The organism is uncultured Hyphomicrobium sp., assembly GCF_902826555.1.
GTDB lineage: Bacteria > Pseudomonadota > Alphaproteobacteria > Rhizobiales > Hyphomicrobiaceae > Hyphomicrobium_C.
The window spans coordinates 82049-94688 of sequence record NZ_CADEFI010000005.1 but is presented as its reverse complement, the minus strand read 5'-3'; the positions used below and the strand labels follow the sequence as shown (position 1 = coordinate 94688).

Here is a 12640-nt window from a genome sequence, read left to right as displayed (position 1 = left end):
GTCCGCGTCTGCTGCCCGTTCTCCGCGTCAGTGTTCGGGGAGGCCGATGGCGAGGACCTCGCCCTTGGCGAGGGTCAGGGCCAGCTCGCCGCGCTTCAATTTCAGAGCGTCCTCACCGAACAACTGGCGCCGCCATCCCTTCAACGCCGCGACATCCGGATCGGCCTCGCTGGCGATGCGCTCGAGATCGTCGGAATCGGCAATCAGGCGCGGCGCGACGCGGTGGCGGGCTGCCGATGCCTTGAGAAGCACTCTCAACAGCTCGATGGTGGCGTTCGCCTCCGCCGACATGGGCTGGCTGTGCGGGATCGGCGGGAGCGTCTTGGGGTCGCGCTCTAGGCCGCGCTGGACGACCTCCACGATCTCGCGCGCCCGCTGCGAGCGCGCGAAGCCGTCGCTCAAGGTCCGCAGCTCCGAAAGCTTGTCCGGGCTGGTCGGCTGCTGGTTGGCAATGTCGTAAAGCGCTTCGTCCCTCAAGATGCGTCCGCGCGGGACGTCTTGCGCCTGCGCGAGGCGCTCCCGCCAGGCGGCCAGCTCGATCAGGACGGCGAGCGCCTTGCGGTTCTTCACCCGCATCTTGAGGCGCTGCCACGCGTTTTCGGGATGGCTCTCGTATGTGGACGGGGCCGTCAATTCAGCCATCTCCTCGTCGAGCCAGGATTCCCGGTTCGTGACCTCGAGCTCGGATTTGAGGTGGACGTAGATGTCCCGCAGGTGCGTGACGTCGCCGATGGCGTAGGTGAGCTGCTTTTCGGAGAGCGGCCGCCGGCTCCAATCCGTGAAGCGCGAGCTCTTGTCGAGATCGCGGCCGGTGACCTTCTTGACGAGATTTACGTAGCTCACGCTTTCGCCGAAGCCGCAGACCATGGCGGCGATCTGGGTGTCGAAGATGGGCGTGGGGATGAGGCCGGCTTCCGAATAGACGATCTCGATATCCTGGCGGGCGGCGTGGAACACCTTCACGACGCGTCGATCCGCCATCAGATCGTAGAAGGGCTTCAAGTCGATGTCCGCAGCGAGCGGGTCGACGATCACCTCCTCCTGCGGCCCCGCAAGCTGGACCAGGCAGAGATCGGGCCAGAACGTTTGCTCGCGCATGAACTCGGTATCGACGGCGACGTATTCGCCGGCCGCGAGTCTGGAGCAGGTTTCGGAAAGGGCAGAAGTGGTGGAAATTACACGCATTGCGCGACGGTTATAGACACGGTCGGTGCCACTGTCGCTAGTTCGTTCGGTGGAGAATGCATTTTCTTCGCTTGGGGGCGCAGACATGCCGCGGGCAACGCGCTTGGCGGCGCGGATCCGATCGCTTGTTGCGCGGTGCGCTGAGCGTCGGATGCCGTGGCTTTGTCCCAATAAAAATTCTTCAAAACCGTAAATTCCGCGCGACCAACGTCTGGTCAAGAAATCGCGTCTGATGTATAAAATCTGCAAGATGCGGGTTGATTTCGAGCGTTCTTCGCAAGAGGCGAAGTTATCTGGAATTTGGCGCTAATTTTAACGTCAATTCCGGCCCGATTTGTCGGCGGTCGATTTCGCGAAGCTCCAAAGTCCAAAGAAAGGCGCGCTTGCGATTTGTGCGTGCGCGGTCTTTTGCGAGTGCTGCGATCGTTGTCGCGTGGCGTAGGAGTTTGTTGTGCAAGAGCTGGGCAGGAATAGGCCGGTCGGTACCCGACCTTCCGCGATCCAACGCTATCTCTTTGAAGGGCAAGCCTTCGAGAGGGCGGCCAGCGGTGCCGCCGTGCAGCTTATCGCGCGCGATGCATTCGTCGCCGAGACAGCCGTCAAGCTCGACCAGATGAGTCTCGAGATGAAGTCTCTGGGGCGCGATCTGGAACTCATGAAGGGCGATATTGCCGAACTTCGAGACGAGGCCTCGCGCGGGTATTGGTTTTCGGAATTTCTCGATCGCGAGCATAAAACACGCACAGCCAAGGTCGAGGAATTGTCGCGCCGATTTGACTATTTGAAATCCCGGTTTGATACAATCGACGGAAATTCAAAGGGCGATTATCACGCTTTTCAGAATTTTGAAGCGGTCAGCCGTCGTTTGACCGAACTCGGCACGCTTGAAAGGGATTTCCGGGACGTGTCCTGGAAGCTCAAGCTAAGTGTCGGCCTGTTCGCCGCGTCCTTGATGGTTTGGTTCGCGATGTTGGCCATGGGCTGATCATCTCCGGTTTCAGGAGATTGCGCGGGATTGCTCCGGCAGCCGTGCGACGGGCCAAAGGCGGCTCACAATCAACGCTGTTCAATCCGCCTCTGGCCGGTGGCCTCCAAAGCTTGACTTTGGGGGGGCGGCATGCGCTTTTCCGCCACTTCAAAGCGGTCTCAGGCGGAACTCTCGGCACATGGCAGCGGGTAAGAAAGCAGCGGCAGGTGAAAGCCAGGCGGGTGCGGGCGGCGGCAAGCTACATCGCTATCGCTCGCACACCTGCGGGGCGCTCAGAAGCTCGGATATCGGTACCTCGGCGCGTCTTTCGGGCTGGGTGCATCGCGTCCGCGACCATGGCGGCGTGCTGTTCATCGATCTTCGGGACCATTACGGGTTGACCCAGGTCGTGGCCGACCCGGACAGTGCGGCCTTCAAGGGCGCGGAAGCCGTTCGTTCGGAATGGGTGATCCGTGTCGACGGCCTCGTGCGCAAGCGTCCGGACGGCACGACCAATGCCGAGCTGCCGACGGGTGAGGTCGAGGTCTATGCGACCGAGATCGAGGTGCTCTCGGAGGCCAAGGAGCTTCCGGTGCCGGTGTTCGGCGAGCCGGACTATCCCGAGGACCTGCGGCTCACTTATCGCTTCCTCGACCTGCGTCGCGAGACGCTGCACGCCATTATCATGAAGCGGCTCGCGATCACGCGCTCGATCCGGCAGCGGATGCACGACGCGGGCTTCAACGAGTTTCCGACGCCCATCCTGACGGCCTCGTCGCCCGAAGGCGCGCGCGACTTCCTCGTTCCGTCGCGCATCCATGCCGGGAAGTTCTACGCGCTTCCGCAGGCGCCGCAGCAGTACAAGCAGCTGCTGATGGTCTCCGGCTTCGACCGGTATTTCCAGATCGCACCGTGCTTCCGCGACGAAGATCCGCGCGCGGACCGGCTGCCCGGCGAATTCTACCAGCTCGACCTCGAAATGAGCTTCGTCGAGCAGGAAGACATCTTCCGGACCATGGAGCCGATCCTCACGGATCTCTACGAGGAGTTCGCGGACGGCAAAGCGGTCGACCGCGGTTGGGCGCGCATTCCCTATGACACGGCGATCGCGAAGTACGGCAGCGACAAGCCGGATCTCAGAAACCCGATCGAGATGGCCGACGTGACGGAGCATTTCCGCGGCTCGGGTTTCAAGGTCTTCGCGGGCATGATCGAGAAGGACCCGAAAGTGCGGGTGTGGGCGATCCCCGCACCGGCCGGCGGGAGCCGTGCGTTCTGCGATCGCATGAACGCCTGGGCGCAGAAGGAAGGCCAGCCGGGTCTCGGCTACATTTTCTGGCGCGAGGACGAGGGCGCGGCGGGCGCCGGGCCGATCGCCAAGAACATCGGCGCCGAGCGGGCCGCGGCTATCCAGGCGCAGATGGGGCTCAAGACGGGCGACGCGTGCTTCTTCACGGCGGGCGATCCGGCACGCTTCTACAAGTTCGCGGGTCTTGCCCGCGACGAGGTCGGGCGCGAGCTCAAGCTCGTCGATCAGGGCCGCTTCGCGTTTGCGTGGATCGTCGACTTCCCGTTCTACGAGTGGAACGAGGACGAGAAGAAGATCGATTTCTCGCACAATCCGTTCTCCATGCCGAAAGGCGGCCGCGAGGCGCTCGAGGCGGCCGAAAAGGAGGGGCGCGAGGCGCTGCTCGCCCTCAAGGCCAACCAGTACGACATCGTCTGCAACGGCTACGAGATCGCGTCCGGCTCGGTGCGCAACCACAGCCCCGAGACGATGGTGAAGGCGTTCGAGATCACCGGGCTCGGCCGCGCCGAGGTCGAGGCGCGCTTCGGCGGCATGTACCGCGCGTTCCAGTATGGCGCCCCGCCGCATGGCGGCATGGCGGCCGGTATCGAGCGCATGGTGATGCTGCTCACGGGCTGCACCACGGTGCGCGACGTGGCGCTGTTCCCGATGAACCAGCAGGCCAACGATCTGCTCATGGGTGCGCCGAGCGAGGTGTCTCCGAAGCAGCTGCGCGAGCTCTCCATCCGCGTCGTGGCGCCGGAGAAGAAGTAAAATCAGCGGCCGCCGATGCCGAGGCCGTCGAGGTAGATCAGCACGGCGGCTTCGAGCAGCTCCTCCGCACGCATCGGGATCGGGCGGCGGGCCTGGTCGCCGCGGGCGAAGAGCGCGGCCATGCCGTGCGAGAGCGACCAGATATGCAGCGCCATCATCAGCGGCGGCGGGCGGCGGTCCTTGGGTAACGTGGCGATGATCGCCTCGCAGGCTTCGCGCAGGACGCCGAACGCGCGGTCGCCTTCGGCCTGCACCTCGGGATAGTCGGAGAGGGACAAACCGGATTCGAACATGGCGGAGAAGTAGGCGGGTTCCTGGCTGGCGAAAGCGAGATAGGCGCCGCCGAGCCTGTTGAAGGCCTTGAGCGGTGTCGGTCGTCCGCTGTCCCAGGCGAGGGCGAGCGCGCGCGTAAAGGCCTCGAAGCCGCGCTTGGCGACGTCGGCGATCAAGGCGTCGCGATCGCGGAAATGGCGATAAGGTGCGGCCGGCGATACGCCTGCAGCGCGTGCGGCCTCGGCAAAAGTGAAGCCGCCCGGCCCCTTCTCGCGAATGAGGTTCAGCGCGGCCTCGATCAGGGCCTCACGCAGGTTTCCATGATGGTAGCCGCGGCGTGCGCCGGGGCCGCGGTCCTTGTGCCAGGTCATGCAGGGCAGTGTAGCTTATTCGGACGCTGCGGGCAGCGGGCAACAGGCAGGCGGCCGAGACCAGGGGGTTGAGAAGGTGACAGTCATTTATGTCGATGCCGATGCCTGTCCGGTGAAGGAGGAGGCGTTGCGGGTTGCGGACCGGCATGGCCTCAAGATCGTCTATGTGTCGAATACCTGGATGCGGCTGCCGGAGGGCCTGCTGGTCGAGCGTGTGGTCGTTGCGGAAGGCCCCGACGCCGCCGACGATTGGATTGCGGAGCGGATCGGCAAGGGGGACATCGCGGTGACGGCCGACATTCCGCTTGCGGCACGGTGCATCAAAGCCGGCGCGCAGGCCATCGGGCCCCAGGGCAAGCCGTTTACGGATGCGAGCATCGGCATGGCGCTGGCGATGCGCGAGCTCAATCAGCACCTGCGCGAGACGGGAGAGAGCCGCGGCTTCAACGCGTCGTTCACCCGGCAGGATCGCTCGCGCTTCCTCGAGGCGCTGGAACTGGCCGTGCAGAAGGCGAAGCGGGGGCAGTAGGCAGTAGGCCCGTTGCAATCCTAGCGCTTGATGGCGCGCAGCTCCTCGGTAATGCGGGCCGATTGCGACGGCCAGCTCGCGGCCAACCAATCGTCGGTGCCGAAGAGCCAGTACCAGAAGCGGTTGCGGCGATAGTATTTCTCGACGGTGACCCTGTGCATCTTGTCGACCGTGGCCGACAGCGACTCCAGCATCTCGATCGGTCTGCCGGCCGCTTTCTCGAGTGTCTCGATGCGGGTCGTGAGCGTGGCAAACGCAGCGGTGGCACCCTCGGCCTCGCGGTCGAGCGTCGTCGCGAGTGCGGTGTGGTCGGAATGCACGCGGGTCAGGCCGTCGTGCACCTCGCTCAGATCCTGGGTGATGTTCTCGCCCAGCGTTGCGAAGCCGTCCTGGTTGCGCTCGGTCAGGCGCTCCAAAAGATCGCGCAGTTCGGCGCGTTCCTGCGCTGCGGACGCGGACGCACTCTCGGCGCGCGTCACGAAGGCGTTGAATGCCTGCTCCAACGTCTCGAGGCGCCTGTTGGTCTCGGATTGTGCGTCGGTCGCGGCCGCGTGCTGGGCGTCGCGCGTCACCGTCAGCGCGTTCAAGTGCTCGACGATGGGCTGGGAGACGAGAGCCGGCTGCTGCTCGACCGCGGCGCCGATGGATTTGATGCCGTCCGAGAGAGCCTGGACGGCTGCCCGGCCGGTTTCGCGCTCGGCGCTCGCTGCCGCCTCGATCGTTTCTAGGCGAATGAGAAGCGGGCCGATGTCTACGGCCGGCTTTTCGGCCAGGGCCTCGACGGCGGCGCGGGTGACGGAGATCTCCCCTTGCAAGGCCCGCTCGAGAAGCCCGAGGCGATCCTGAAGGACGCCCGAGTCCAAACCTGGGCTGCGGCCCGCGAGAAAAGCCTGCTCCAGACTGTGCAGACGATCTCCGAACACGGTTCTCTCTTGAGCGATGCCGCCGAGGCGGGTCGTGTCTTCGCGTTGTGCCATGAGCTCTCGCTGCAGGTCTTGCAGCACTCCCGATAAGATCTTTCTCTCGTTCGCAAGTTCGATGGTGAGGGCGCGGAGCGAGTGCTCGATGGCGTCGATCCGCGAATGCTGGGTGGTGACGGTGAAGTCGGCGGCGACGCCGCGGGTGGACTGGTTTGCGGACGGCCCATTGCGGGGACGCTCGCGGAAGCCATCGCCGTCCGGCCCTGACTCGACCGGCCGGGCGGTTGCGGGCAGTCCCCTGAGCAGGGTCGTAAACTCGATGCCGCTGTCGAGGAGGACGTAGACGAGGTCCGGAACTCCGGCGGGCGCCTGACGCCGGTCTGCGTGGGCTGCCGCCAGACGCAGGGCATCCTCAACAGCTTCGGCGCGGCGCGGATTGGTCTTGCCGTTGCCGTGAGCGGCCGGGATCTCCGTCGCGATCACGGTGGCGGCTTCCCGGCGCAGGCTCGCGATGCGGACGCCACGGTGCTCGAGCGCGTCAGCCGCCTCGTCGATGCGGGTCAGGGCATAGATCAAATGCTCGAGACGCACCTCGTCGGCGCGGTGGGCAGAGGCGACGTCATAGGCGTGGTTGCAGCAGTCGAGCAGCGTCTCGTCGACCCAGATGGGAGCGGCGCGCGAGGCACTGGCGCGGGCGCGCGACGATGTGACAAACGGCTCCGACTGCTGGGAAACGGCGAAATCCCCCGGAGTAGCCTGAGGCGTCCTCAGGTCCAGATCGTCGCCACGATACCCCATCCCTTACTCCCCTTACGCGACGCGGCGGGGCTCTTGTCCCCTTTTTCCGGCTCCCAGGCGGAAAACCATACCCTCCTACCTTACAGCGTTCGAGTGGCGGCGCCATAGGCTCGCGAATTTGGTAAATAACGCTCGGCAGGATTCGTCTCGGGTTCCCGGGGTGACTTGCCCTGCCGGTTCGCCTTGACGAGGTCGGATTCCGGCGCAAGAAGGCAGTCGAACCAGGAGAAAGGCCGATGTCCGAGCCCAACGCTCGCCGCCGCCCCAGCAGGACAGCGCGTCGTGCCTCGGGCGCAGGGGTGCTGGCGGTCGTCTGCCTAATGCTGCAGTCGGGCGGCTTTTCGCCGGTGCTGGCGGCGCCTGGGGATGCCAAGCCCTATGACGACAAGCTGATGCGGCTGGCGGAGATCCTGGGTGCGGTCCACTACCTGCGCGAACTCTGCAGCGCCAACGACGGGCAGCTCTGGCGCGAGAAAATGAAAGAGCTTTTGGACACCGAAGGCGGCACGGCGATTCGCCGCGCGCGACTGACGCGCAGCTTCAATCAGGGCTACCGCAGCTACCGGCGCACCTACGTCACGTGCACGCCGACGGCCCAATCCTCCATCGAGCGTTTTCTTGCCGAGGGCATCCAGATCGGTGACGGCCTGGCTGCGCGATCGCCCTGAATCTGAATGGAAGTCGGCCGGATCCTCGAATGGTCGGCCGTCTGCCGGTCGGTACGCCCAGTAGCCAGCAGTTTACTGTGAATTGCCGCAGCATCTAGTCGAGCGGGACGCACGTGTTAGGTGTAGCGTCTCAAGGCTTGAGAGTCGTCGGGCGCGGGGGTTTCGCCAGCGATTTCAATTTGGCTTCCTGGGGGAAGGACCGAGATGGACACGCAATTCGATCTGAACACGTCCGAGGATCTCAGTTTTCGGGCACTGAGCCTCATACTTGCGGCTTGGGACGAGGGTGCCGAGAGTGGCGTGGCGCCGGAGCAGATGGCTTATGCGGCTCTGTTTACGGCGCTGACGGATCTGGTGTCGCTTTACGGCGAGGACGCCGTCAAGAAGCTCGCGGGCGGCCTCGAGCGCCGGATCGAAATGGGTGAGTTCACGCTGGACCGCAACGTTCAGTAGTCCTTGAAGTTGAGCGCCCAGGAGGCGTTCGCCAATCAATGCTCGAAACTGAGGTGTCGTCATGCGACCCGGGCCCGCGCCTCGGGCGGGCGCTCAGTCGAGCATTTTCAGCATCATCTCGCCGACCAGCAGCGCGCCGAACCCGATCAGCAGCACACCCGCGATGCGGTTCGTGTAGGCTAGGTGCGCAGCGCTGAAGCGATGGCGCAGGCGGCCGATCAGGTGTGACAGGCCGAGCCACCACAGGAAGCTGCCGCCCATGATCGACGCCACCATCGTCAGCGCGTCGACATAGCTGTGCACCTCGACGAACGTCGAGACGCCGCCAAAAATGGCAAACAAGCCGAGCACGGCGCCGGGATTGGTGATGGTGAGGAAGAACGTTTTCGGAATGTCCCAAGCATAGTCGCGCAAGGAGGCTCCGTCCGCCGTCTCGGCCTCAATGTTCGCAAGCCGCGGGGGCGCGACATACATTCTGACGCCGAACGCGATCAGAGCCAGACCGCCGACGATCTGGATGGCTTGGCGATGGTATTCGATGGCACCCGAAATGGCGCCGACACCGAGACTCGCGAAGAGGGCGATGAAGCCGTCGCCGAGCATGGCGCCGATGCCTGCGGCGAGGCCGCCCCAGAAGCCGCGCTCGATCGCTCGCTGGATGCACAGCACATTGACGGGGCCAACCGGAGCCGCGACAAGAATTCCGATCAGAATTCCAACGGGAATGATGAGCAGGTTGGGAACTAGCTGCATGCGCGCCACCGCGGCGACCGCGCTTTAGGAAACTGCGGCATTGCACCTCGAATGGGGCCTGGCCACACCGGGTTCGAAGAAGGATCAGCGAGATTCATGGGATACGGACAAAGGGTGCTTTCACTCGCTACCGATGGGAAGCGGCGCGCTCGCGGCTCAAAATGCGCGGAGCGGAAACGGACCCTCACCATGCGCGCTCGGCGGCCGATGGGCACAGTCGGCCTCGGCACGGTTCTATTGGTAACGGCGGTGGTCTTTCTTGTCTATGGCGATTGGCCGGGCTTTCAGGCCGTGGCCGGGGATAAGGCCACTCCCGATCGCGTGCAGCCCCAGGAACGGGCCTATCACGGCGCGCTGCCGCAAAGCGTCATCGACATGCGCGAGCAGATTCTCGCCGCGGTTCATGCCGGCGACGTGGCGGAGCTCAAGGGCGCCATCGAGTGGAACGAGATCAAGCCCGATTTCGGCCCGGCGGCGAACGACGATCCGATCGGTTACTGGAAGCGGATTTCTACCGACGGGGAGGGCCGCGAAGTGCTGGCTGTCCTCGCCAATGTTCTGGCGCTGCCGCCGGCGCGGCTCGCGATCGGCAATGATCCGGAAAACACCACGGTCTACGTGTGGCCTTATCTCGCGGAATTGCCGCCCGGCAGCTTGATGCCTGGGGAGGAGGTCGACCTCTATCGCCTGCTGCCGGCGGAGGCCGCAAAAGCGGCGAAGACCGCAAAAAAATGGCCCTGGTGGCGGCTCGCGATCGGCGCCGACGGGACGTGGCACACGTTCCGGAAATACGATTGATGCGCGGGCTCTGGCGGCTGGGCGCGGGGATGCCGCCGCGGCGCTTGGCTACGTTGCCTGATGAAGAACCATGCCTTTCAATATGTTCGGCGCGACTGCTGTACGGGACTGGAAGGATGAGTATAGTGCGCCCATGTGCATGGCTCCCGCTTTGCGGTGAGGCATAGGTTTCAAGGTTTTCAGAAGGTTGGTGGCATGTTGCGTTTCAGGTTTTGCGCGCTCGCTTTCAGCGCTGCGTTCGTGGGTTTCGGCGCTGGCTCGGATGCGTCGGCACAGGGGCTCTCTCAGTTCGGCAGTTGGGGTGAGGCACCTGAGCGCTCGGCAAAGCCCTCGTATCTCGGCGCGGGTCCGGCAATCGCCAAGCCTGTGGATCTGGCGTCGGGCGGCGCGCGGCCCTCGATCTCGCCCAAGACGCCGCAGACCGTGGCCTTCCAGAATGGCTTCCGGCAGGGCTCAATCGTGATCGATACGGCGGGGCGCAAGCTTTACTACACGCTGTCGAACGGCAGCGCCTATATGTACCCGATCGCTGTCGGCAAGCAGGGTTTCGCTTGGAGCGGCGTCGAGCAGGTTTCGCGGATCGAGGATTGGCCGGACTGGATCCCGCCCAAGGAGATGCACCAGCGCAAGCGCGGCCTGCCGCTGCGCATGACGGGCGGTCTCAACAATCCGCTCGGAGCCAAGGCGATCTATCTCGGCAGCACGCTCTATCGCATTCACGGCACGAACGACGCGGGCTCCATCGGATCGGCATCGTCGTCGGGCTGCTTCCGTATGCATAACGCTCACGTTGTGCATCTGGCCGAGCACATCAATGCCGGGACGGTCGTCTACGTCATGCGGCGGTTGCCGAAATCGGGCGTGATCATGCCCCCTGGCGGCGGCGCGCAAGAGGTCAAGCAGCAGGCCGCTCCCGCTCAGCCGGACGCTCCGGCCGCACAGCCGGCGCAACCTCAGGCTCCAGAGGCCGCATCGCCGCCATCCGGGCAGGCCGCTCCGCCGGCTGAGCAGCCGTCAGGAACGAGCCAGGGCATCTAGCAAGGTGGGCTTGGCTGCGACGTTTGAGGCGCGCCGGGGGCATTTCTCGGGCGCCTAGTGTCGCGTATAGACGGCACTCGGCACGGGTTCCGGCGTGCGCCCGTGGATGAGCGGCGCAATCCGGTGGTGCCGAGGCGCCAACTCGAATAGGATGCGATTCTGACCACCACGCGGGCCTGTCCCGCGAGGTTAAGACGCGCAAAGTGCGCTTATCGGAGCAAACGAGGTCAGGATATGAGCAACGCCATCTCACTCGAGCTTCTGGCCTTCAACCTGAAGCTCCTCGGTCGCCAGCGCCGCAAGAGCCTGTTGATCAGCGCGGGCCGCCCCGAAGACAAGAAGCGCATGCTTCCCGCCATCCGGCGCATTCTCACACTCGACGTCGAACTCTACGCGACGCCCGGGACCTACCGCTTCTTCGCTCAGCACGGCATCAACAGCACCGAGATCCACAAGATCACCGACGGGCGCTCGCCCAACATTCTTTCGTTCCTCAAGGCCAACCGCTTCGATCTCGTCATCAACGTCTTGACCGGCGACGAGGATTACGACGAAGGCTCGGATGCGAAGCTCATCCGCAAGCTTTCGATCGAGAACGGCATTCCGTTGATCACGGACGCCGACGTCGGCATCGCCACACTCGAGCAGATCATCATCGATGCGGAGCGCGGCACCTATCGCTACCGGCTTGCGGACGACAGCGAGCCGTGGAATCTGCGGCTGCGGTTCCTGGCGGCTGCCGAGCGTCACGGCGGCCTCGCCAATCATCATGCGCACTTCGACAAGGCCTATCTGATCACGCATGAGAACCTGCGCTTGAGCCAGGTCGACATGCAGAAAAAGTGGGAGCTCTATCGCTACCTCAAGGAGAACTATACGCACGACGATCTCGTCGAGCGGATCAGCCGCGGCCTCGAAACCATGATCCAGCAGGGGGCGACCTACTGCCGGACGATGGTGGATGCCGACAGCACAGTCGGTCTCCTGCCGATCAAGGCGGCGCTGGAGGTGAAGAGGCGCTATGCGGATCGCATCCTGTTCGAGGTCGGCGTGCAGCCGCTGCAGGGCGTGCTCGACCCCGCATCCTTCGCCCAGTACGCCGAGGCCTGCGAACTTGCCGACTATTGCGGCGGCCTTCCCTCGCGCGACCGGCCGAAGCCCGAAAAGCATCTCGACGTCATTCTCTCGCTGGCCAAGAAGCTCGGCAAGCCGGTGGACGTGCATATCGACCAGGAGAACAATCCGCTCGAGAACGAGACGGAGCTCTTGGCCGAGAAAACGATCGAGCACGGCATGCAGGGGCGCGTGTTCGGCGTGCATGCGATCTCGCTCTCGGCCAAGGACGATCGGGAGCAGGACCGCATCATCGAGAAGGTCCGCGAAGCCGACATGGGCATCATCATCTGTCCGTCGGCCGCGCTCAGCATGAAGCAGCTGCCGATGACGGCGCCGTTGCACAACTCGATCGCCCCCTACGTAAAGCTCCGGGAGGCTGGCGTGCGCTGCTATCTTGGCGTCGACAACGTGCACGATCTCTTCATGCCGATGGTGGACGGCGACATCTGGACCGAGTGCCGGATGCTGATGGAGAGCACGCGGTTCTACGATATCGACGCGGTGGCGGAATGGGCCTGCCAGAAGCCGATCGCGGCCAAGCTTCCAGGCAAGGCCAAGCCGGTGGCGCAGCTGGCGCCGGCCGCGGCCGGGACTGGCGAGAAGGAGACTGCCAAGAAGCGGGCGGCCGGCGGGCGCCGCGGGCGTTAGGTTTTCGACGCAGGCCTTTGCCCGGCAGCACGATAGTCCAAAGGTTGCGGCTTTTCGTATC

At 64.4% G+C, this 12640-nt stretch carries 12 protein-coding genes; 8 read left to right on the top strand and 4 right to left on the bottom strand.

Features of this window, described 5'->3' with window-relative positions; genetic code table 11:
- Positions 1 to 27: 27 nt before the first annotated feature.
- Positions 28 to 1185 carry a ribonuclease D gene (gene rnd / locus QZV93_RS04415; protein WP_295556309.1) on the bottom strand — a complete coding sequence of 386 codons (1158 nt, stop codon included), beginning with the start codon at positions 1183 to 1185 and terminating at the stop codon, positions 28 to 30.
- Positions 1186 to 1636: 451 nt separating this feature from the next.
- Between rnd and QZV93_RS04410 the strand changes: the two genes are divergently transcribed.
- Entirely contained in the window at positions 1637 to 2170 is a 534-nt protein-coding gene (locus QZV93_RS04410) for a hypothetical protein (protein ID WP_295556307.1), read from the top strand.
- A gap of 181 nt (positions 2171 to 2351) precedes the next feature.
- Positions 2352 to 4214, top strand: a complete 1863-nt coding sequence (gene aspS, locus QZV93_RS04405; protein WP_295556305.1) for an aspartate--tRNA ligase — start codon at positions 2352 to 2354, stop codon at positions 4212 to 4214.
- A 2-nt stretch (positions 4215 to 4216) separates the two neighbouring features.
- Here aspS and QZV93_RS04400 read toward each other — a convergent pair whose 3' ends face one another.
- Positions 4217 to 4858, bottom strand: a complete 642-nt coding sequence (locus QZV93_RS04400; RefSeq protein WP_295556303.1) for a TetR/AcrR family transcriptional regulator — start codon at positions 4856 to 4858, stop codon at positions 4217 to 4219.
- Positions 4859 to 4934: 76 nt separating this feature from the next.
- On the opposite strand from QZV93_RS04400, the gene QZV93_RS04395 reads away from it, so the two are divergent.
- The gene (locus QZV93_RS04395; protein WP_295556302.1) at positions 4935 to 5387 is read left to right on the top strand and encodes a YaiI/YqxD family protein; all 453 of its coding nucleotides are present in this window, start codon (positions 4935 to 4937) and stop codon (positions 5385 to 5387) included.
- A 20-nt stretch (positions 5388 to 5407) separates the two neighbouring features.
- Here the strand turns inward: QZV93_RS04395 and QZV93_RS04390 are convergent, their stop codons facing one another.
- Positions 5408 to 7105 carry a hypothetical protein gene (locus QZV93_RS04390; RefSeq protein WP_295556300.1) on the bottom strand — a complete coding sequence of 566 codons (1698 nt, stop codon included), beginning with the start codon at positions 7103 to 7105 and terminating at the stop codon, positions 5408 to 5410.
- 236 nt (positions 7106 to 7341) lie between these two features.
- On the opposite strand from QZV93_RS04390, the gene QZV93_RS04385 reads away from it, so the two are divergent.
- Together QZV93_RS04385 and QZV93_RS04380 are read left to right on the top strand one after the other, a co-directional pair.
- Positions 7342 to 7773, top strand: coding sequence for a TIGR02301 family protein (locus QZV93_RS04385; protein ID WP_295556299.1), 432 nt, complete (start codon positions 7342 to 7344; stop codon positions 7771 to 7773).
- Between the two features lie 204 nt (positions 7774 to 7977).
- Entirely contained in the window at positions 7978 to 8226 is a 249-nt protein-coding gene (locus QZV93_RS04380) for a hypothetical protein (protein ID WP_295556297.1), read from the top strand.
- Positions 8227 to 8319: 93 nt separating this feature from the next.
- Here the strand turns inward: QZV93_RS04380 and QZV93_RS04375 are convergent, their stop codons facing one another.
- A complete protein-coding gene (locus QZV93_RS04375; RefSeq protein WP_295556295.1) occupies positions 8320 to 8979 on the bottom strand; it encodes a LysE family transporter in 660 nt (219 codons plus the stop codon).
- A gap of 189 nt (positions 8980 to 9168) precedes the next feature.
- On the opposite strand from QZV93_RS04375, the gene QZV93_RS04370 reads away from it, so the two are divergent.
- The 3 genes from QZV93_RS04370 (at position 9169) to QZV93_RS04360 (ending at position 12579) form a co-directional block, all read left to right on the top strand.
- Entirely contained in the window at positions 9169 to 9777 is a 609-nt protein-coding gene (locus tag QZV93_RS04370; RefSeq protein ID WP_295556294.1) for a hypothetical protein, read from the top strand.
- A gap of 195 nt (positions 9778 to 9972) precedes the next feature.
- Positions 9973 to 10815: a L,D-transpeptidase gene (locus QZV93_RS04365; RefSeq protein WP_295556292.1), complete on the top strand. Its 843-nt coding sequence runs from the start codon at positions 9973 to 9975 to the stop codon at positions 10813 to 10815.
- 234 nt (positions 10816 to 11049) lie between these two features.
- Positions 11050 to 12579: an amidohydrolase family protein gene (locus QZV93_RS04360; RefSeq protein ID WP_295556290.1), complete on the top strand. Its 1530-nt coding sequence runs from the start codon at positions 11050 to 11052 to the stop codon at positions 12577 to 12579.
- Positions 12580 to 12640: the final 61 nt, after the last annotated feature.

Excerpts from the sequence above, each read along its gene's own strand:
- QZV93_RS04385 (WP_295556299.1), top strand. The coding sequence starts at position 7,342 with ATGTCCGAGCCCAACGCTCGCCGCCGCCCCAGCAGGACAGCGCGTCGT.
- QZV93_RS04380 (WP_295556297.1), top strand. The coding sequence starts at position 7,978 with ATGGACACGCAATTCGATCTGAACACGTCCGAGGATCTCAGTTTTCGG.
- QZV93_RS04375 (WP_295556295.1), bottom strand. The coding sequence starts at position 8,979 with ATGCAGCTAGTTCCCAACCTGCTCATCATTCCCGTTGGAATTCTGATC.
- QZV93_RS04360 (WP_295556290.1), top strand. The coding sequence starts at position 11,050 with ATGAGCAACGCCATCTCACTCGAGCTTCTGGCCTTCAACCTGAAGCTC.
- aspS (WP_295556305.1), top strand. The coding sequence starts at position 2,352 with ATGGCAGCGGGTAAGAAAGCAGCGGCAGGTGAAAGCCAGGCGGGTGCG.
- QZV93_RS04370 (WP_295556294.1), top strand. The coding sequence starts at position 9,169 with ATGCGCGCTCGGCGGCCGATGGGCACAGTCGGCCTCGGCACGGTTCTA.
- rnd (WP_295556309.1), bottom strand. The coding sequence starts at position 1,185 with ATGCGTGTAATTTCCACCACTTCTGCCCTTTCCGAAACCTGCTCCAGA.
- QZV93_RS04365 (WP_295556292.1), top strand. The coding sequence starts at position 9,973 with ATGTTGCGTTTCAGGTTTTGCGCGCTCGCTTTCAGCGCTGCGTTCGTG.
- QZV93_RS04400 (WP_295556303.1), bottom strand. The coding sequence starts at position 4,858 with ATGACCTGGCACAAGGACCGCGGCCCCGGCGCACGCCGCGGCTACCAT.
- QZV93_RS04390 (WP_295556300.1), bottom strand. The coding sequence starts at position 7,105 with ATGGGGTATCGTGGCGACGATCTGGACCTGAGGACGCCTCAGGCTACT.